The sequence below is a fragment of the Spirulina subsalsa FACHB-351 genome (genome assembly GCF_026130165.1).
Taxonomy (GTDB): domain Bacteria; phylum Cyanobacteriota; class Cyanobacteriia; order Cyanobacteriales; family Spirulinaceae; genus Spirulina_A; species Spirulina_A subsalsa_A.
Genome location: NZ_JAIHOM010000014.1, coordinates 16,144 through 35,683 on the forward strand (window position 1 = coordinate 16,144; position 19,540 = coordinate 35,683).

The 19,540-nt window shown below is 46.3% G+C and carries 17 protein-coding genes, 1 tRNA gene and 1 pseudogene; 13 read left to right on the forward strand and 6 right to left on the reverse strand.

Features of this window, described 5'->3' with window-relative positions:
• Positions 1-192: 192 nt before the first annotated feature.
• Complete coding sequence (locus K4A83_RS04125; RefSeq protein WP_265263150.1) at positions 193-474, reverse strand: 4a-hydroxytetrahydrobiopterin dehydratase; 282 nt, start codon at positions 472-474, stop codon at positions 193-195.
• A 589-nt stretch (positions 475-1,063) separates the two neighbouring features.
• Positions 1,064-2,122 (reverse strand): photosystem II D2 protein (photosystem q(a) protein), encoded by a 1,059-nt coding sequence (gene psbD / locus K4A83_RS04130; protein WP_017306012.1) that lies wholly within the window; start codon positions 2,120-2,122, stop codon positions 1,064-1,066.
• A gap of 257 nt (positions 2,123-2,379) precedes the next feature.
• Here psbD and K4A83_RS04135 point away from each other — a divergent pair, with 257 nt between their 5' ends.
• The 6 genes from K4A83_RS04135 (at position 2,380) to K4A83_RS04160 (ending at position 7,834) form a co-directional block, all read left to right on the forward strand.
• Positions 2,380-2,643 carry a hypothetical protein gene (locus tag K4A83_RS04135; protein ID WP_265263151.1) on the forward strand — a complete coding sequence of 88 codons (264 nt, stop codon included), beginning with the start codon at positions 2,380-2,382 and terminating at the stop codon, positions 2,641-2,643.
• A 272-nt stretch (positions 2,644-2,915) separates the two neighbouring features.
• On the forward strand, positions 2,916-3,578 hold the full coding sequence (locus K4A83_RS04140; RefSeq protein WP_265263152.1) for an energy-coupling factor ABC transporter ATP-binding protein: 663 nt from the start codon (positions 2,916-2,918) through the stop codon (positions 3,576-3,578).
• A gap of 117 nt (positions 3,579-3,695) precedes the next feature.
• On the forward strand, positions 3,696-4,241 hold the full coding sequence (locus tag K4A83_RS04145; RefSeq protein WP_265263153.1) for an NYN domain-containing protein: 546 nt from the start codon (positions 3,696-3,698) through the stop codon (positions 4,239-4,241).
• Positions 4,242-4,512: 271 nt separating this feature from the next.
• Positions 4,513-4,585 (forward strand) — tRNA-Glu (locus K4A83_RS04150).
• Between the two features lie 221 nt (positions 4,586-4,806).
• Positions 4,807-5,778 carry an ABC transporter ATP-binding protein gene (locus tag K4A83_RS04155; RefSeq protein ID WP_265263154.1) on the forward strand — a complete coding sequence of 324 codons (972 nt, stop codon included), beginning with the start codon at positions 4,807-4,809 and terminating at the stop codon, positions 5,776-5,778.
• Between the two features lie 355 nt (positions 5,779-6,133).
• Complete coding sequence (locus K4A83_RS04160) at positions 6,134-7,834, forward strand: hypothetical protein (protein ID WP_265263155.1); 1,701 nt, start codon at positions 6,134-6,136, stop codon at positions 7,832-7,834.
• A 159-nt stretch (positions 7,835-7,993) separates the two neighbouring features.
• Here the strand turns inward: K4A83_RS04160 and K4A83_RS04165 are convergent, their stop codons facing one another.
• From K4A83_RS04165 to K4A83_RS04175, 3 genes and pseudogenes are all read right to left on the reverse strand, one after another.
• Positions 7,994-9,028 carry a fatty acid desaturase gene (locus K4A83_RS04165; protein ID WP_265263156.1) on the reverse strand — a complete coding sequence of 345 codons (1,035 nt, stop codon included), beginning with the start codon at positions 9,026-9,028 and terminating at the stop codon, positions 7,994-7,996.
• Between the two features lie 109 nt (positions 9,029-9,137).
• Positions 9,138-10,271 (reverse strand): 5-(carboxyamino)imidazole ribonucleotide synthase, encoded by a 1,134-nt coding sequence (locus K4A83_RS04170; RefSeq protein WP_265263157.1) that lies wholly within the window; start codon positions 10,269-10,271, stop codon positions 9,138-9,140.
• A gap of 130 nt (positions 10,272-10,401) precedes the next feature.
• A pseudogene (locus K4A83_RS04175) lies at positions 10,402-10,557 on the reverse strand (transposase); the annotation flags it as partial.
• Between the two features lie 51 nt (positions 10,558-10,608).
• Between K4A83_RS04175 and K4A83_RS04180 the strand changes: the two are divergent.
• From K4A83_RS04180 to rpsN, 4 genes are all read left to right on the forward strand, one after another.
• Positions 10,609-11,931 (forward strand): RNA-guided endonuclease InsQ/TnpB family protein, encoded by a 1,323-nt coding sequence (locus K4A83_RS04180; RefSeq protein ID WP_265263158.1) that lies wholly within the window; start codon positions 10,609-10,611, stop codon positions 11,929-11,931.
• A 169-nt stretch (positions 11,932-12,100) separates the two neighbouring features.
• Entirely contained in the window at positions 12,101-12,988 is an 888-nt protein-coding gene (locus K4A83_RS04185; RefSeq protein WP_265263159.1) for a M23 family metallopeptidase, read from the forward strand.
• 6 nt (positions 12,989-12,994) lie between these two features.
• Entirely contained in the window at positions 12,995-13,762 is a 768-nt protein-coding gene (locus K4A83_RS04190; protein ID WP_265263161.1) for a pantothenate kinase, read from the forward strand.
• Positions 13,763-13,783: 21 nt separating this feature from the next.
• Positions 13,784-14,086, forward strand: coding sequence for a 30S ribosomal protein S14 (rpsN, locus tag K4A83_RS04195; protein WP_265263162.1), 303 nt, complete (start codon positions 13,784-13,786; stop codon positions 14,084-14,086).
• Between the two features lie 69 nt (positions 14,087-14,155).
• Here rpsN and K4A83_RS04200 read toward each other — a convergent pair whose 3' ends face one another.
• Positions 14,156-14,488 (reverse strand): hypothetical protein, encoded by a 333-nt coding sequence (locus K4A83_RS04200; protein ID WP_265263163.1) that lies wholly within the window; start codon positions 14,486-14,488, stop codon positions 14,156-14,158.
• A 285-nt stretch (positions 14,489-14,773) separates the two neighbouring features.
• Here K4A83_RS04200 and K4A83_RS04205 point away from each other — a divergent pair, with 285 nt between their 5' ends.
• The 3 genes from K4A83_RS04205 to K4A83_RS04215 all read left to right on the forward strand — a co-directional run bounded on the left by K4A83_RS04205 (position 14,774) and on the right by K4A83_RS04215 (position 19,515).
• Positions 14,774-17,221, forward strand: a complete 2,448-nt coding sequence (locus K4A83_RS04205; RefSeq protein ID WP_265263164.1) for an ATP-binding protein — start codon at positions 14,774-14,776, stop codon at positions 17,219-17,221.
• 610 nt (positions 17,222-17,831) lie between these two features.
• Positions 17,832-18,815 (forward strand): RNA polymerase sigma factor, RpoD/SigA family, encoded by a 984-nt coding sequence (locus K4A83_RS04210; protein ID WP_265263165.1) that lies wholly within the window; start codon positions 17,832-17,834, stop codon positions 18,813-18,815.
• Positions 18,816-18,915: 100 nt separating this feature from the next.
• A complete protein-coding gene (locus K4A83_RS04215) occupies positions 18,916-19,515 on the forward strand; it encodes a cation diffusion facilitator family transporter (RefSeq protein ID WP_265263166.1) in 600 nt (199 codons plus the stop codon).
• Positions 19,516-19,540: the final 25 nt, after the last annotated feature.

A 19,540-nucleotide genomic window follows, 5' to 3' on the forward strand; every position in this document is an offset into this window, starting at 1 on the left:
AGAATCAAGACTAACAGTCCTAGATACTGACTCAGCTTCCACTATTCAGATTGCTCGGTCTACCGATTATCTTCATTATAGATTGACCAGACAACCAATCAAGACAACAAATAATGGGTTTCCCGTTCAACTGATTTCGGGCCCTTTTAGGGCTTTCATCCTCCCATCATAGCGATTCTTAAAGGGATTGACTTAAATGATTTGGGAAATTTCCTGAGCGAGGGCAAAATCCTTGCTAGTTAAGCCTCCTGAATCATGGGTGGTTAAAGAGACGGTGACTTTATTGTAAGAAATTTCGAGATCCGGGTGGTGTCCGGCGGCCTCGGCTGGGTCTACTAATTGGTTGACAAAGGCGATCGCCGCCACAAAATCTTTGAATTGAAAGGTTTGATAGATTTTTTTCCCGTCCTGCTGCCAGCCGGACAGTTGACCTAGTTGTTCCTGAATTTCGCTGGCTGTTAAGAGTTGCGCCATCTGTTGATCTCCTGTGTTTTTGAAATTGCTATCCCTTTAAACACAAACTATCCGCCCTTACAAAAAAGTTAATATAACTTTCCTGTAAGGGCGGTCTAGCGGGTTTCCGTTGTTGAAGTCTGACTGCTGGATGGAACTCTACCAGCCCAGAAAATGTACTCGGTACTGTGTCCCCAATGGGTTTGTCCCGATTGGAAATTTTTCTTAGCTGTTAGAGAACAGCCCCAGCGCACAGCCGACTGTCACCAACTTGGAAACCCATGCTTTTACTACTATCACTCATGGGCATCACCTCCTTGTTGCCTAGACGGTTCTTCGTTTCAATGGTTTAGTCGTGGTTCGACGTGAACGACTTGCCCAATACCATAGCACAAACTTGTGAACTACGCCACCCTGCCGTTGGCGAGGATGGGGCTTCCTGATTAAAAGGGGGCAAAAATTTTTTAATTTTTGAGGGGGTCGGGGGGCTATAAATCCCGCGCTGTAACCGTGGGGTGAGCATCGGGAGGATGTCACCCTAGGGGAGAATAGCCAAAAGACTCCCGACAGTTGCCGGAAGTCTTTTGGAGTGAGCTAAAAAGCTTAACCCTTACAGAGCGTTACCGCGAGGTAGAACTTCTTCGGGGAATTCAAAGTTTTCGTGGGGTTGGTCTTGAGGAGCCATCCAAGCTCGCAGACCTTCGTTTAACAGGATGTTCTTGGTGTAGAACGTTTCAAATTCGGGGTCTTCTGCTGCCCGGATTTCTTGGGATACGAAGTCGTAGGCGCGCAGGTTTAAGGCTAAACCGACGATGCCCACTGAACTCATCCACAAACCTGTTACGGGAACAAACAACATGAAGAAGTGTAACCAACGTTTGTTGGAGAAGGCAATACCAAAGATTTGACTCCAGAAACGGTTAGCTGTCACCATGCTGTAGGTTTCTTCCGCTTGGGTGGGGTTGAAGGCGCGGAAGGTGTTGGCTTGGTCGCTGTCTTCAAACAGGGTGTTTTCTACGGTGGCGCCGTGGATGGCACAGAGTAATGCACCGCCGAGGATTCCGGCTACCCCCATCATGTGGAAGGGGTTTAGTGTCCAGTTGTGGAAGCCTTGCAGGAACAGGATGAAACGGAAGATGCCCGCTACTCCGAAACTGGGGGCAAAGAACCAACTGGATTGTCCCAAGGGGTACATTAAGAACACGCTGACGAAGACGGAGATCGGACCGGAGAAGGCGATCGCATTGTAAGGACGAATCCCTACTAAGCGGGCAATCTCAAACTGACGTAGCATGAAGCCAATCAGCCCGAATGCGCCATGTAAGGCCACGAAGGGCCACAGTCCGCCAATTTGACACCAACGGGTAAAATCCCAGTTGGCTTCGGGTCCCCACAGGAAGAGCAGGGAATGTCCGAAGGCATCGGCGGGGGAGGACACGGCTACGGTGATGAAGTTTGCCCCTTCCAGGTAGGAGGAGGCGAGTCCGTGGGTGTACCAGGAGGTGACGAAGGTGGTTCCGGTGAGCCAACCGCCCAAGGCCATGTAGGCACAGGGGAAGAGCAATAAACCTGACCAACCGATAAATACGAAGCGATCGCGCTTTAGCCAGTCATCGACTGAATCAAACCAGCCTCGTTCCTGCTGTACGCGCCCGACTGCAATTGTCATAGTGCGTAAATCTCCAAATAGTTATATATGGCTTTTCGACTTTACCCTTCACCCAAACTGAGAACATTAAGCAGATAAAGGGGTGAATTGTGAGTAAAGTTTACTTTTCTTTACTTAACTATAATAAGGGATACTGTTCAAGATGGCTACCCTAATCTTTAATAAAAGCTTAAAAGTCCCTGAGAATCCAAAGCGGATGCAAGGGGGACGGAGTAGCCGATAATCTAATCATTAAGTGAAAAACTGAGAAAAGCTGAATGTTCACAATTGATCTCGTTCTAAAATTTTCCCCCATCCCCGTATCCGTACAACGGAAGGAAGAAGCCGACGCGAAGGCTCTCTATCAGCAAATTGTCCAGGCTTTACCTCAAACTCCCCCCCAACTCATTCAACTGACCTGTGAAAAGCAACCGGATAAACAGGTAGCCGTGCTGAGTGATCAAATCAGTGCTGTCGTAGTGTCGGAAAAATCAGCCGCTATGGCAGGGCGTTCTACAGGATTCTTTGTGTCCGGTGAGTGAACCGCACCGAGATCGTAAATATTGCCCCATTCTCCCCCTAAGGGTGGAGGGTGGGGAATGGGTAATCTTGACAAGTTAAGACCCAAAGTTAGAAGTCAAGAGCATCGGGAGTCGGGAATCGGGGGTAATGTCATTGCGAGGTACGAAACAATCTAGTCGGGAGTCGGAAATAATTGTCAATTGTCAATTATCAATTCCCTGCTCCCCCTCTCCCCTGCTCCCCTGCTCCCCCTCTCCCCTGCTCCCCCTCTCTTACTGTTTACTGTTTAAACATGAAACAATCCGCCATTCGTGTTCATGACCTTAATTTTAGTTGGCATCCTAACGGGACGGTCTTAGATGCTTGTTCCCTCAGTATTCCTCGGGGAGAATTTTGGATGTTGTTGGGGACAAACGGCAGTGGCAAATCTACGTTACTCAAACTTTTAGCGGGTTTATTGACTCCCCAAGGCGGAGAAATCGATATTCTACAACCTGTGGGCTTTGTTTTCCAAAACCCTGATCATCAGTTAGTGATGCCCACCGTTGGGGCTGATGTGGCCTTTGGTTTAGTGGCGGAACAGTTATCCGATGAGGCCGTGATGGAACGGGTGCGGGAGGCTTTGCAAGCGGTGAACTTGTTGGAATTCCAGCGCCGCCCCATCTATGCCCTCAGTGGGGGGCAAAAACAACGCATTGCGATCGCCGGAGCCTTAGCCCGTCATAGTGAAGTCTTGATCTTAGATGAACCCACCGCCCTCTTAGATCCCGACACCCAAATTGAATTAGTCGCCCAAGTGAGAAACTTAGTTAAAAGTCGAGGCATTACAGCCCTCTGGGTGACTCATCGTTTAAATGAACTGGACTATTGCGACGGGGCGGTTTTATTAGAAGGGGGCAGAATTGTCGATCAAGGAGAACCAGAACGCCTCAAACAGCGATTAATGCAGCATTAGCTGACCGCTCCCTTAATGTGAGGAAATGTGAACAAAACTAAATTTACTGTTAAGATTAGTCAAGCCATATGAAGACTATGATTGCTAATTTTTTGTTACTGACCATACACTTGAACTATGAAACCCTCTACTACTCGGGCTTTTCTCCTGGTTGATGGCTATAACATCATCGGTGCTTGGCCCACATTAAAAGAAGTGCGCGATCGCGACAGCCTCGAAGCCTCCCGTCAACACCTCATTGAAGCCCTGATTAATTACAGCGCCTTCCAAGGCCTAGAAGTGCAAGTCGTGTTTGACGCCCATCTCCAACGCACCCCCGCCTACCGAGAACCCCACACCGACCATTTATCCGTTTATTACACCAACTTTGAGCAAACCGCAGACACTTATATAGAAAGAACCTGCGCCACCTTTAGACATACCCTAGAAGGCTTTCAGCGTCGGCTTATAGTCGCCACATCAGACCGCGCTCAACAACAGACCGCCATCGGCTACGGTGCCGAATGGATGTCCGCCTTGCAACTGGTGAACAATCTAGAACAATCTCATCACCAGCACCGCCGCCAACACCGACCCCAGAAAAAGCATCAGGGTCGTTTTTTATTCCATTCCCTCGATCCCCAAGCTCAACAGCGTTTAGCTCAGTTACGGACAGGCTTTTAACAAAATGTTGCGGAATTCCCCACTTCCTCCCTTGCAGGGAGGGGATGAATAGCAACCAATAAACCAACTGAGCGATCGCGAATCCTCGCCAACGGCAGGGTGGGGTAGTTCGCACGACCCCACTCTTGCCGGATGGGGCATTCTCAGCAATGTTTTCCTAGGCCTCCGAATCAATTCTCAATTCTCACTGAGCAAGTTGCCAAAAAATTTGAGGAAAACGGTTGACATATCCTGACCAGTTCGCTATATTTAGAAATGTCCGAAAAAACAAGCCCCCATCGTCTAGAGGCCTAGGACACCTCCCTTTCACGGAGGCGACAGGGATTCGAATTCCCTTGGGGGTACTCAGAAAGGAAGCTTAGGAAAATTTCCTAAGCTTCCTTTTTTGTGAAGTTCTCCCCCGCTAACCCTACGGGTATAACGGGCGACCCCTGCTGACTTTAGGTTGGGTTTTTTGGTTTCCCATAGCTGCGGGAGGGGGGAGACTTGAAGCCTCAAAATGATCCGAAATTTCTAGACTAGAATCTGAAGAACGGTCTAAAGTGTAACGGATCTGATCTGACCTATGATGCAACCGGAAACGACTCTAAACCGAGAATTGGCGATCGCAACCCACGGACTAACCAAGCAATTTGATCGCCAGATTGCCATTAACGACCTAGATTTGCGCGTAGAAGCCGGAGAAGTTTATGGTTTAATCGGCCCCAACGGAGCGGGAAAAACCACCCTCATCCGAATGTTAACCGCCGTCGAAGAACCCACAGCCGGAGAAATTTATTTATTTGGCGATCGCCTGCTCCGAGACGACAGCAACCCCAAACTCAAGCAACGTCTAGGCTACCTCCCCGACGATTACCCCCTCTACGATGATCTCAACGTCTGGGACTACCTCGATTATTTCGCCCGTCTCTATGGTTTAAAAAACCCCCGTCGTCGTGAACGCATCTATGAAATCCTCGAACTCATTCAACTCGCCGAAAAACGCCACAGCCCCATCACCACCCTCTCCCGAGGCATGAAACAACGCCTCAGTTTAGCCCGCACCATCATCCACGAACCCATCCTACTCTTCCTAGATGAACCCGTCTCCGGCCTAGACCCCATCGCCCGGATGCAATTCCGCGAAATCATCAAAATCCTGCAAGAAGCAGGCATGACCATCCTCATCTCCTCCCATGTTCTCAGCGACCTCGCCGAACTCTGTAGTTCCGTTGGCATTATGGAACTAGGGTTTCTCATTGAAAGCACCTCCCTCCAAGACCTCTACCAACGTCTCGCCAGTCCCTATATCACCCTAAAAGCCCTCAACAACCTCGACATCCTCAAGGCCGAACTCAATAACTGTCCTTGGGTGTCCAGTTGGGAAGCCCTCCCAGAAAACGGACACTTTCGCCTCCACTTCTGTGGCACCCCAGAAAACAGCGCCACCCTCCTCCGTACCCTCGTTCAGTCTGGTATTGCTATCACAGAATTTACATTAAGTCAAGAAGATTTAGAAAGTATTTTCTTAAAAATGGGACATAAACAGGCCTCCTAGGGGAAATTTCCCAAAACCGGGAGCAGTTCGCTACTCTAGTGAAGGGATGTCAACAAACCAGACACTTTTTCTCGTCCCCCACGTCATCAACGGTTAATTCATCGACGGTTCAGTTAGCCCAAGTTCACGATGAATAGTCTAGGGAGCATAAAATATTTGCCCGTTAGACCTTTCCAGTTGGGACAATCCTTGAACAGAATAGTGTAAGCATCGCCCTTTTTTCCTCTAGTCTCATGGGTGATCTCCCCCCATCATTAACGTTTATTCCTGAACGTTTATTCCTTAGTATTTTTTCAAACCTAAGTGCATCTAAACTTAGTCCAAAACCTAACCCAATTGGAGGTTAATTTACACTATGCCGCTTAATATTCTAAACAGAATAGGGGAATGGAATCCCCAAATATTTCGGGAATTTAAAGGTCGTTGGAAATCTCGCAATGTAATCGTCACCCTCGGAATTTCTGCGGTGACTCAACTGATTACCCTCGTTTTTTTCTGGAGTCAGATTCCCTTCATTAAACAATATACCAGTCGTTATTGTTTACATCCCATTGATTTTGACAATAAATGTCTTCAAGATGCGGGGAGTCGAGTTTTAACTGAGTCCATAAACTATGAACTCTTATGGCTAGATTGTTTTGTGACCATTGCCATTGGAGTAATCGCCATTTTATGGATACTCGGGACTTATTTCCTAATTGAAGATATCTCCAAAGAAAGCAACCGAGGCACCTTAGAATTTATCCGTCTCAGCCCTCAAACTAGCTGGAAAATTATCGGAGGGAAATTAGCGGGTGTTCCCTCCTTATTATTCTTGGCTGTCCTTGCTGCTCTACCCTTTCATCTCTGGACAGGATTAGCGGCTCATATTCCTTTAAACCTGATTTTAAGCTTTTATCTGTTAGTCGCCCTGAGTTGTTTATTTATCTACAGTGCGGCTTTATTAGTGGGTTTTGTCACCAATGGATGGGGAGGAACGCAAACCTGGTTAGCCAGTGGATTACTAGCCATTATCTTTGCTGGTTTTACCCTATTTAGTCTAGGCTTAAATAACTCATCTGATGTCGTTATTCACAATGCCCTAGACTGGTTCACTATCTTATTGCCCCAGCGTATATTGCCCTTTTTAGTCAGTCAAACCCCTCATAGTTTAGGCACTATTGGCTATTTGAATATTAATGACTTCACCCTAAAGTGGTTTGGGTTCTCCCTTGGGCAGTCTTACGGCATGACCTATGCTTTTATCTCCGTCAATTATTTGTTAGGAATTTATTGGCTGTGGCAAGCCTTAATCCGACGTTTTCATCAGCCCAATACAACCCTTTTAAGCAAGGCTAAAAGTTACTGGTTTTCTGGTGGGCTAAGTCTTGTATTATTAGGATTTACTACCCAACAACCTGCTTGGGGAACAATGAATGATCATTTGCCCAAAAATGTGGGGGCGTTTTGCTTCTTAATCGCGCTGTTTAGTTATCTATTGATGGCGGTTTTAACCCCTCATCGGCAAACTTTACAAGACTGGGTGCGCTACCGTCATCAACAACCCAAGGAAAAACGGGGATTGTTGCGGGATTTGGTGTGGGGAGAAAAGAGTCCGGCCACTCTTGCGATCGCACTTAATTTGTTGATCATCTTCTCCATTTTACACCTCGGTCTGGTGCCATTCTTCCCCCATCTGACCCTAAACATCTTGCAAGCTAGTTTAATCACCAGTACAGTGATTTTAATGTATGCCAGTGTGATTCAGTGGATTTTACTCATGAAATCTCCCCGTCGTAGCGCTTGGGCATTAGGGACATTCTGTGGGATGCTTTTAACCCCCATTTTACTCTCGTTCCTCTTTGGTCTTCATTATCCCAACGAGGGGTTACTATTGTGGTCGATTGTATCCCCTACCATAGTATCTGACAGACCTCTCGCTTTTACTCACCTTTTGTTAAACGTCATTAGTCAAACCTTAGTGATTGTTACTGTAAATGCAGAAATGTCTCGTCAATTGCGAAAACTGGGCGCTTCTCAAACCCAAATGTTACTGACGGCAAAATCAGCCCCTTAAAAGCTTGTCTCTGCTAAAAGTTACGATGTTTAGACAAGGCAAAGGGAGGAAAATTAATTTTCCTCCCTTTCTGCTAGTCGGGAGAGGGGGAGCAGGGAATTGATAATTGATAATTGACAATTGATAATTGACAGCAGAACCTTCACTTGATCTTAACTTTCACTTGATCTTAAAAGGACGATACCCTTGTTCTGGGTCGTATAAGTGACATTGGGTGGTGATTTGGTTCATTAAGTCCCAAGAAAATTGGCGGGTTTTGATGGCGCTGCCCCACTGGGTGATCAGACTCTCGTGAGCTAGTCGTAGATTGTAGGAGGGGATGGCAACAGAAAGATGATGGGGAACATGAACATTGATGTCGTGACAGAGAATTTCCACCCAACGGGGATAGGTACAATGGACGGTTCCGGCGAGTTGGGCCTCTACTTCGTGCCAGTCTTGGGGGGATTTAAAGTGAATTTCGGGGATGGTGTGATGGACGATGGTAAAGGTACTCATCCAGAAGTGATAGACTAACCAGGGCATCAGCCAGAGTTTCACGAAGCCCCAGAGTCCGGTGGTGGCGAGGAGGAGGGGAAAGGCGATCGCCGCAAATAGAATCACCACCCCAATGGACAGTTTCACTTTCCCCTGATCTCGGGCTTGAAAGTTATCTAATTTAAAGTGCATTAACCCCCAATGGGCAATAGACCCAATCCACCACAAACGCCCTCGGATAGCTTGGTAAAAGACGCGAATTAACCAAGGTTTGGCTTGATAATCGCTCTCAGTCCACGGTTCCCAAGCGTTATCTAACTCTAGTTTGTTGGTGTGGGCGTGGTGTTGGTTGTGCAGAATCCGCCAACTGTGGAAGGGGTAAATGAGGGGCATCATGAAAATGTGACCCACTAAATCATTCACCCAGCGACGTTTAGCAAAAGAACGATGACCACAATCATGACCGATGACAAACCATCCCGTCAGGGCGGTTCCGGTCCAAATCCAAGTCAGGGGTAAACAGTACCAAGGCAGGGCAATAATACCGAGATACCCGATGAGAACCGCACAAAGGCTGATTACTACAGAAGTCCAAGCTTTACGGCGATTTTTCTCAAAGCATTGGCGGGGTAGGGTTTTTAAAACATCTTTGAGTTGCAGCGTGGCGAGTTTGGGGGAAACCAATGTCTGGATAAACTTTTCCGTCGTGGCGGTCATGAATTTTTTTCCGTCTCCGTAAAATATTAAAGGCAGTTAATAAACCTTTACATATATACCACGCTGGGACGGAATTACTTGCATCACCTAGGAATTTGTACTGATTTGTTCAAGAAGGATACCAAAGCTGCTCAATGGGCTGTGCGATCGCCAACCCCCCCGCCTCATCCAAAGGCTCCTCACTCAAAACCGTGATATGAGCCAGTTTCCGACCCGGACGCGACTCCGCCTTTCCATACCAATGCAAAGTAGCCCCCGGAATTTCACTCAAACGCGCCCGCTTCTCTTGATAATCATGGTAAGCCGTCTCATAGCCCAATAAATTCACCATCACCACCCCCCCCGTCTTCAACTGCGGCACAGGCAACGGTAAACCAGCCACAGCCCGCAACTGCATTTCAAACTGAGACACTTCACAAGCATCTAAAGTGTAATGACCAGAATTGTGGGTACGGGGTGCAATTTCATTCACTAACACCCGTTGATCTTGAGTTAAAAAAAACTCAATGCCAAAAATCCCCACCACCTCAAGACTATTTAACAACGTCGTGGCCGCGTGAATAATCTCCGCTTCTAACGCCGGAGCCAAAACCGCCGGAGCCATCACCCGACGACAAACTTGATTAATCTGTTGAGTTTCCACCACCGGATAAACCACCACCTCCCCCGTTAGGCTTCTCGCCGCCATCACCGCCAGTTCTCGCTCAAAGGGGATAAAAGACTCCAAGAGAATCGAAGGCCGTCCTAGACGCTCCCAGAGTTCAATCAGTGCCTCCCGACTTTTGAGAATAAAAGTCCCCTGACCATCATAGCCATGTCGTCTCGCCTTCAGGACAACGGGAAAATCACAGGGCGGAATAGTCCCATCTGGTTCTAATAATTGATAATCTGGGACTGGAAGCCCCATCTGTTCAAGGGATTGGTGTTGAGTATATTTATCCAACAGGGGAGCTAGAGCATCCAAACGCGGCCGAAAACACACCCCCGCCTCTTCAAGGGGTCTAAGTGCATCTAGGTCGATAAATTCGTTTTCAAAGGTAATCACATCACAGCATTGGGCTAATTTAGCCGTCGCTGCTGCGTCTGCAATGGGAGCATAAATAACCTGATCGGCAATGCTCACGGCCGGATCATCCGGGCTAGGTGTTTGTATGATTAATTGCAGTCCTAATTTTTGCGCGGCCGCGGCCATCATCCAAGCGAGTTGACCGCCGCCAATTATCCCAATTCGTTGGACTGTCATGGTTTTTCCCTCTTGACTCGAAATGTTCCACTGGATGGTTGATCATAGAAAATATGGCGGTAAGCGGGAAACTCAGCGGCTTTAGCCCTGAGAGGGAATCGACTCGTCGAATTTATTCGACGTGGTCTTTTTAATTTTTAGCATGATGCGGGTCTTCAATATATCGTTTGATGACTGCACTGCTGACATTACCCGCTGTACTGACCAAGTAACTGTTAGTCCATAACGTAGGTAACTTTTTGAGTTCTGGAAATTCTTTTCTGAGATAGTTACTACTACGTCCTTTTGACAACTACTAATTTAACTGATAGTCTAAATTCAGTCAACTAAAAAGGATATGCCTACATCCAAAAAATTGATCGGTGTTCAACAAATATTGTTGCACCCTGACCAAGAAACAGAAGCGATTTTAAGGTATTTGTGTGAGCAATCAGGCAAGCTTTACAACACGGGTGTTTATTTCGCTCGCCAAATATTTTTTAAGACTAGCAAGATTTTAACAGGTAAGTTTGATTTAGCTTATGAACCCTCGGTTTCTAAATCAATGGTTGCTCGGTCTTTACCATCCACACCAGCGCAACAAACACTATTGTCTGTACTGGAGGCTTTTAAGTCTTTTAAAAAACTCAGGGAGAAATACCTTAAAGAGCAGTTACATTTTAAGCCTAAACTACCTGATTATCTTCAAGGTACTAAGTTATTTAAAGTGGCTTACCCCAATAGTGGAGGTCAAAAGCCTAAGCTTATTGATGGACAATTGCGATTTTCTTTGGGTTTAACAGTTAGACGTTGGTTTGGTCTGTCGGATTTGAAATTACCAATGCCTTCTAATTTTGATTATTCAAGGGTTAAAGAGTTTACCATTCTTCCCAAAAATGGGGCTTTTTACCTTGAGTTATCTTATAATATTGACCAAGAAAGCCATGACTTAGACATTAATCAAGCGTTATCCATTGACCTTGGCACTGCCGATAATCTGGCCGCTTGTGTTGATACTTTGGGTCATTCTTTCTTGATTGATTCTCGTGCAATGAAGGCCTTGAATCAGCTCTGGAATAAGAAAGTATCAACCCGGAAGGAAGGTAAACCAGAAGATTATTGGGATAGCTGGTTAGACCGTGTAACCCGTAAGCGTAACCATCAAATACGTGATGGTACAAATAAAGCGGCAAAACTGATTATTGACCACAGCCTAAAATATGGGATTGGTACATTGGTAATCGGTTGGAACGATCGATTTAAAGCTAATGCTGATCTGGGTAATTTAAACAATCAAAAGTTTGTTCAAATGCCATTAGGCAAACTTAAAGACAGGCTGAAACAGCTTTGTGAATTACACGGTATCAGATACCAAGAAACTGAAGAAAGCTACACTTCAAAAGCCAGCTACTTAGATGGAGACTCCCTACCCCAATACGGTGAACAACCGTCAGGGTGGAAAGCATCGGGAAAGCGTGTTCAACGTGGGCTATATCGTTCAGCTAATGGTTTTGTTGTCAATGCAGATTTGAATGGGGCGGCAAATATCCTCAGAAAAGTAGCCAGAAAGCTAGGCTTAGACCTTAGCCAACTGGGTAGACGGTGTTTGACGACCGTAGCGAGAGTCAGACTTTGGACAATACCAAAATCTACTCTGTCCGCAGAATCTCAGTGTCTTTAGACCTGAGAGTGTCAAAGCGTGACTTGGGGTGGGGAACTCTCAACTCCGTTGTTGCTTCTTGTACTGCACTAAGATTCTCCTGAAAACCCCCCATCATGGGTGAAAGCAAAATTTAGGCTGAATTTTAGCAGATCAACCCTATTGGGGGTTGTAATTTTTGAATGGGTTTATGAAAAGAAAACAAGATTTCGCAAAAAACTGGCGCAGAATTGGCTTATTCTTCACCCTGAGTTTATCGGTTCTCTTTGCCACAACTTCCAGCGCGACCGATGATCCGACGGTGGTTAGACCCCCATCTTCGGGTCAACCGGCCCAAGTCGCCCGTCAGATGGGCAATGGTTTGGTCTGGCCGACGACGGGGATTATTTCCCAAGGATTTCACACTTACCACACCGGGATTGATATTGCAGGCGCTCCCGGAACCCCCATTGTGGCGGTTAAAGAGGGGGTCGTGGTCACGGCAGGTTGGGATGATTGGGGTTTGGGGTATGCGGTAACGTTACAACATCCGGATGAATCCCGGACGGTCTATGGTCACAATCGCCGTTTACTGGTGCGTCAAGGGCAATCTGTCCAACAAGGACAACTGATTGCGGAAATGGGCAGTACAGGCAACAGTAGCGGCCCGCATCTCCATTTTGAGTTTTATCCGTCTCAGAGTCGTCAAGCGGTCAATCCAATGTATCAGTTGCCGCCCTTGGTGGGGGGGCGCATTCCTACCACGGAGTCTCAGGCCGCAGAACCGAATCTGGGGGTAATGGGACAAGGGGCGAGTCGCCCGGAATCTAACCAACGGACGGCATCCACTCTGACCTGTGATGAGGCGTTGTTAGACCGGGAAACAACTAATTTCTACGTCCAAGTTTGTCGTCAAGGCGGACAATTGTATTATATTGGGCGGTCAAAATTAGAGGCTCAAAGTGTGGTGCGTTTGCCTGCTTTCCCGGTGGCTGGAGGATATCGCGCCCAAAATGGCAGTTTTTCCTATGTGGTGCGGGGGGAACGGGTGGAGGTGTTTCGCAATGGTGTCCGTTTACGGACGGAATATTTTCTTTAGGGGAAGATGACTATGGAACTGGAGGCGTTAGCGCTTTCGATTGGCAATTCTCGTCTACATTTTGCGGGGTTGCGTGGGGATAAGATTGAATGGGTGGCTCATGCTGCCCATTTACGGGGGGGTTTGGAGGAGTTACCGGAGGCTATTACCTCGTTTTTGTCCCTTTCCCTGCCCCTTTATCTGGCTTCGGTGGTGCCGCAACAAACGGAATTCTGGGAACTGTATCCCCACACTGAGATCCTCACCTTGGCGGATTTGCCCATCCAAGGGCTATATCCCACGATGGGCATTGATCGGGCGTTGGCGCTCTATGGGGCGCTGAGAACCTATGGTGCGCCCTGTTTGGTGATTGATGGGGGAACGGCGTTGACGTTCACGGGGGCAGTTCGGGGGGGAAATGGCTACCAATTGGCGGGAGGGTCTATCCTGCCGGGTTTGGGGACTCAGTTTCAATCCCTTTACCGTAATACGGCTGCTCTGCCCTATCTCTCCCTCCCTCTGGCTCTGCCTGAACGCTGGTGTCATGATACGAATGAGGCGATCGCCAGTGGAATTTTGTACACGGTTTTGGCGGGGGTACAGGATTTTCTCTCGGACTGGGGGGCACGGTTTCCCAAGAGTGCTATGGTGGTGACAGGGGGAGATCAGGCGCGTTTTCTGGCCTATTGGCGATCGCGCTATCCCGAAAGCCCCTTTTCTCTGATCGGCGACCCTTACCTAATTTTTGCTGGGATTCAAGCCTGTATTCATGGTAGAATGAAAAACGCTGTCTAAATTAACAGGCTTAAAGCTGGTATGGCAAAAAAATCTATGATGGAGCGCGAGAAAAAGCGCCAACGTTTAGTAGAAAAATATGCAGCGAAACGGGAAGCATTAAAAGAAGAGTTTAGAACTTGTACCTCCCCCGCGCAAAAACTGGAACTCCACCGCGAATTACAGCGTTTACCCCGCAACAGCGCCAAAGTGCGGGTACGGAATCGTTGCTGGGTAACAGGTCGTCCTAGAGGATATTATCGTGATTTTGGACTCTCTCGCCACGTTTTCCGGGAATGGGCCCATGAGGGATTGCTCCCCGGTGTGGTTAAGTCGAGTTGGTAAGGGATTCCTAAGAAGCAAGAAGGGGCAAGGTTTAACGAAAAACCTCGCCCCTTTTGCTTTGGGGGAATTTTACCCGTTGCCACAACAGCGATCAATGCCGAGACTATCTAAGAGAAGATCACTCACCGCATTGGCGATCGCAAACTCACTGTAAAAACTTTTGCTAAAATCAAAAGCCTGCATTTCCGTTACAATAGCGATAACCAGGGAGCCTAGATCATTCTCCCCTTCTAGGCGTTGACGCATGAAAATCTGAGCAGCACGTTCTGCTATTTTCCTATTCACCAGTTCAGGGATAAACTCGTGATCTAGCCACTGCTGCAAGGCTGATTGTAACCATTTTCCTTCTTGTTGGGCATCTTCTACGGGAGGTAAAGTAATCGGAGGAATGGGTTGTGTCATAGGAACTTATGTCACAAAGGGGAATAAACAGCTAGAGAAATGCGGTATCGTAAAAGTATATCCTATCCTAGTCTTGCCTTAAAGCAATCTGACCTTAAACCAATCAACTTATGGTACGACAGAATTGTAGTTTAGATTCTTTCTAGCACGTTCTGTAGCAATGATGGACGCTTAATCTCAAGACGATTTTTTTCGCTGATCTCTTCAATCCTAATTGATGAGATAATTTCGACTCTCTTTAATCTATCTTACAGGCAACCGTTTCTCATCTAATTCTTACTTCCTATGCCAACTCCCGTTCAAAAATTACTCAATTCTCTCTCAAAAGATGAACAAGAATCCATCAACACTCCCGGATGTATTCAGCCTCACGGTGTTTTACTGGTTTTACAAGAACCGGACTTAAAGATTCTCCAAGTTAGTGCCAATAGCGACGTGATTCTGGGACTTTCCCCTCAATCCTTAATTTCTAAAAATCTATCGGCGGTTTTTGAACCCTCCCAAATTAAAAAATTAAAACGAGTTCTACAATCGCCCAATCTGGTCGGTATGAACCCCATTAAGTTATCTTTCCAAGGGGATGAATGTTACCGATGTTTTGATGGGATTGTCAATCGAACAGATGGGGTTCTGATTTTAGAACTGGAAGAAAACACCAGCGTTCATCACTTCAGTTTTTTGGATTTTTATCAACTGATTCAAAACACAGTTGTTGAACTACAAAAAACAGAAAGTATGCTACATCTTTGTGAAGTAGCCGCTCAGAAGTTTCGCGAAATTTCCCAGATGGATCGGGTGATGATTTATCAGTTTCAACGCCAAGGACATGGTTTAGTCATTGCGGAAGATAGACGGGAAGATTTAGAGACATTTGTCGGCTTAAGCTATCCCGCTAGTGATATTCCCGCCATAGCCAGAAAACTATTTTCTAAAAACCGAGTGCGTCTGATTCCTAATGTTTATTATCAACCCGTTCCCCTCGTTCCCTTAGATAATCCTCTCACAGAAAAACCCCTCGATTTAGGTCAATCGGTTTTACGCAGTGCTTCTACTTGTCATTTGCAATACCTACAAAATATGGGGGTGAGTGCTTCCTTAGTCGTGCCGATCCTGCGACATGGAGAACTCTGGGGACTGATTGCCGGTCATCATTATACCCCTCAATATTTTCCCTATGAAGTGCGGGCTGCTTGTGAGTTTTTTGGACAAGCTCTATCAGCAGAATTATCCTCCAAAGAAAGCTATGAGAGTTATGATGCTCGTTTAGTCATCCAAGACATTCAAGGGCAATTACTCACCCAAATGACCCAAGCGGATAGTTTTGTGGATGGTTTAGTAGAAGATTCCCAACAACTACTAGATTTAGTCTCTGCCACTGGGGTAGCGATTTCTTTAGGTGATAAAATCACGACCATCGGCAAAACCCCTAGTCATAAAGCCATTATAGCCCTCTTGCAATGGTTGGAAGAGGGTCACTTCCGGGATAAACTCTACTGCACTGACTCTCTGGCTCTTGAATATCCTTCAGCTATCCAGTATAAAGACATTGCCAGTGGTTTATTGGCGATCGCCATTTCCCAATCTCAACAAAAATATATCCTCTGGTTCCGCCCCGAAGTCCTTCAAACCGTAGACTGGGCAGGCAACCTCAATGATAGCACCTATCAAACCGACGAGGGGAATGTTTCATTATGTCCGCGTCGTTCCTTTGAACTGTGGAAAGAAGAAGTTCAACTGACTTGTTTGCCTTGGTATGCCTATCAAATTGAAGCCGCTTTAGATTTGCGCAAAAATATTATTAGTATTGTCATTCGTAAAGCGGATGAACTGGCACAATTGAATCAAGAACTCTATGCTGCCCTACGTCAATTAAGGCAGGTTCAAACCCAGTTGATTCAAAGTGAAAAGATGTCTAGTTTGGGGCAAATGGTGGCGGGAATTGCTCACGAAATTAACAATCCTGTGAATTTTATCTATGGCAATTTAGCCCACGCGGAAGCTTATAGTAAGGGCTTGATTGATTTGGTTGAACTCTACCATAAACACTATCCTGAACCCCATGAAGAGATTCAAGAAGAGTCAGAAAACCTCGATCTAGACTTTTTGATTGAGGATTTACCGAAACTGTTATCTTCCATGCACCTTGGAGCTGAGCGCATCCGTGAAATTGTCCAATCTCTGCGTAATTTCTCCCGGTTAGATGAAGCAGACGTGAAACCTGTGGATATTCATGAAGGGATCGATAGCACCCTTCTAATCCTCAGTAATCGTCTCAAGGCTAAGACCGATGCGCCCAGTATCCATGTGATTAAAAAATACGGTAAAATTCCCCCGGTTGAATGTTACCCCAGCCAACTCAATCAGGTTTTTATGAATTTGTTGGCAAATAGCATTGATGCCATTGAAGAATATAATCACACTCGCACATTTCGGGAAATTCGGGAAAATCCCAGTACCATTCTCATCGAAACCGAATTAGTGGAGCAGATGGTTCGCATTCGCATCAAAGATAATGGCATGGGAATTCCTGAATCGGTTCAAAGCAAACTCTTTGATCCTTTTTTCACAACTAAACCTGTGGGCAAAGGAACCGGGATGGGATTAGCCATTAGCTATCAAATTATTACCGAAAAGCATCAAGGTACACTCTGCTGCATTTCTCAACCCCATCAAGGGGCAGAATTTATCATTGAGATTCCCCTCCATTCTAAGTCAGGTGCTTCCCCAGCTTAGGTTCATCAAGGGTTCAATTTTTTGAATCACCCGATTGGGGGAAGTAGTTTTAAGGGAATCCTAACTATAGTAAGAAGGTAAGAGAACTCCACAAGGGAGAGTCAATCATCAGGAAAACACCCTCAGCAAATTCCCCCATTGCAATGGTGTTTTCTCTGTTGACTTCTCCTAGGTTGTGATCAGGGATACCCCAGTAAAAGACCTCTGGTCTGTTCAGTTTAGTTCTCCAATCTGTTCGGAAATCCGCCCCTATTGTGTGGGGAGATTATGACCACCTCTCGTCATTCTCACAATCTTTAAGATTTGATGAACCTTTTTGCCTTTACGAACGTCTAAAGGTTGGTTATTATAAGATTAAGGTAAAGTCATAACGACTTCGATTTACCAGAAGTTTCCTGATAACTCAGATGGGTAGACGATGAAAACGATAGAAGAACAAGCAGAGGGGAGGAGAAAACGGAAACCACAGAAAATCGAGACTGATTCACTCCATCTCCCGCAAGGGGGAAAGGGGGGGAGTGATTGGACAGATGCACGCCTTTTTACTGCATAGAGAGGATAAACCTCAGAGAAAAACCTGTTGCGACTTTTAAGGAGTCATTACCACACGATGCCTACTGCCAACATTGACACCAAAGCGACTCACACTAAGATTTCTGGAGATATGGTGCGGACTTATCTCCAAGAAATTGGGCGGGTACCCCTGCTCACCCATGAACAGGAGATTATTTATGGAAAACAGGTTCAAAAAATGATGGTTCTGCTGGAGGAATACAGTGCGCTGCAAGATTGCTTGCGACGGGAACCGACTCGGGCAGAATGGGCGGCACATCTCAAGATGAGTGAAAGTGAATTAGGGCAACTGTTGCGCCAAGGGAAACGGGCGAAACGGAAAATGATTGAGGCGAATTTGCGCTTAGTGGTGGCGATCGCGAAAAAATACCAAAAGCGCAATATGGAGTTCTTGGATCTGATTCAGGAAGGGACTTTAGGCTTAGAACGGGGAGTGGAGAAATTCGATCCCATGAAAGGCTATAAATTCTCCACCTATGCTTACTGGTGGATTCGTCAGGCCATCACTCGTGCGATCGCCCAACAAGCTCGCGCCATTCGTTTACCCATTCATATCACCGAAAAACTGAACAAAATCAAGAAAATTCAACGGGAACTCTCCCAACAATTGGGACGCAGTGCCACAGCAGGCGAAATTGCTCAAGAATTGGGCGTTGAACCTTCTCAAATCCGGGAATATCTGAGCGTTGCCCGTCAGCCTGTTTCCTTAGATGCGCGAGTGGGAGATAACCAAGACACCGAACTCTGTGACTTACTCGAAGATGACGGGATTTCTCCCGACTTATTCATCACTCAAGAGTCTTTGCGCCAAGACTTGCAGAATTTGATGGCCGAATTAACCCCCCAACAGCGTAAGGTGATTAGTCTGCGCTTTGGTTTAGATGATGGTAAAGGGATGTCCTTAGCCAAAGTTGGGGAACGGTTAAACCTGAGTCGGGAACGAGTGCGCCAACTCGAACACCAAGCCTTAAATCACTTACGAAAACGTCGGGCTAAAGTGAAAGAGTATCTGAGCGCCTAAATAGAATTGATGTGTGAGTTGCCCATGATTAGACTATGCTCTAGTCATGGGCTTTTCGTTTTGTTTAAACCGCGAAAAAAAATAATCCCCCTAAAATGCTATGTCAGATTGTGGATGTCACATTGAAGCCGAAAATAAGCAAGAACGGAAAACCCTGTGGGTTTTGTTGCTCATTAATGGAAGTTTGTTTGTGATTGAAGTCTTCACGGGGATTTTCGCCGAATCTACCGCTTTAATCGCCGATTCCTTGGATATGTTAGCAGATATGACAGTCTATGCTTTATCCCTTTATGCGGTAGGCAAATCCCGTCAGCACAAAAACCGTGCTGCTTCCTGGAGTGGCGTTTTTCAAATCACCTTAGCGGTTTTAGTTCTAGTTGATGTTTGGCAACGGTTTATTACAGGCAGTTCTCCTGAGTCGGTTTGGATGATGGGAATTGCGGGTTTAGCGTTGCTAGGAAATAGTTACTGTTTATATTTAATCTCCAAACATCGCCAAGGGGAAATTCATATGCGAGCCAGTTGGATTTTTACCCAGAATGATGTGATTGCGAATGTGGGGGTAATTGTAGCGGGTTTATTGGTGGCCGTTTTGGATTCCCGTTTCCCAGATTTGATTGTGGGATTGATTATTTCCCTAATTGTCTTGCGAGGGGGTGTAACGATCTGGCATGAAGCACGAGTCAATGGTAAACAGTAACAAGCATCTCTCGCTATATCAGAAG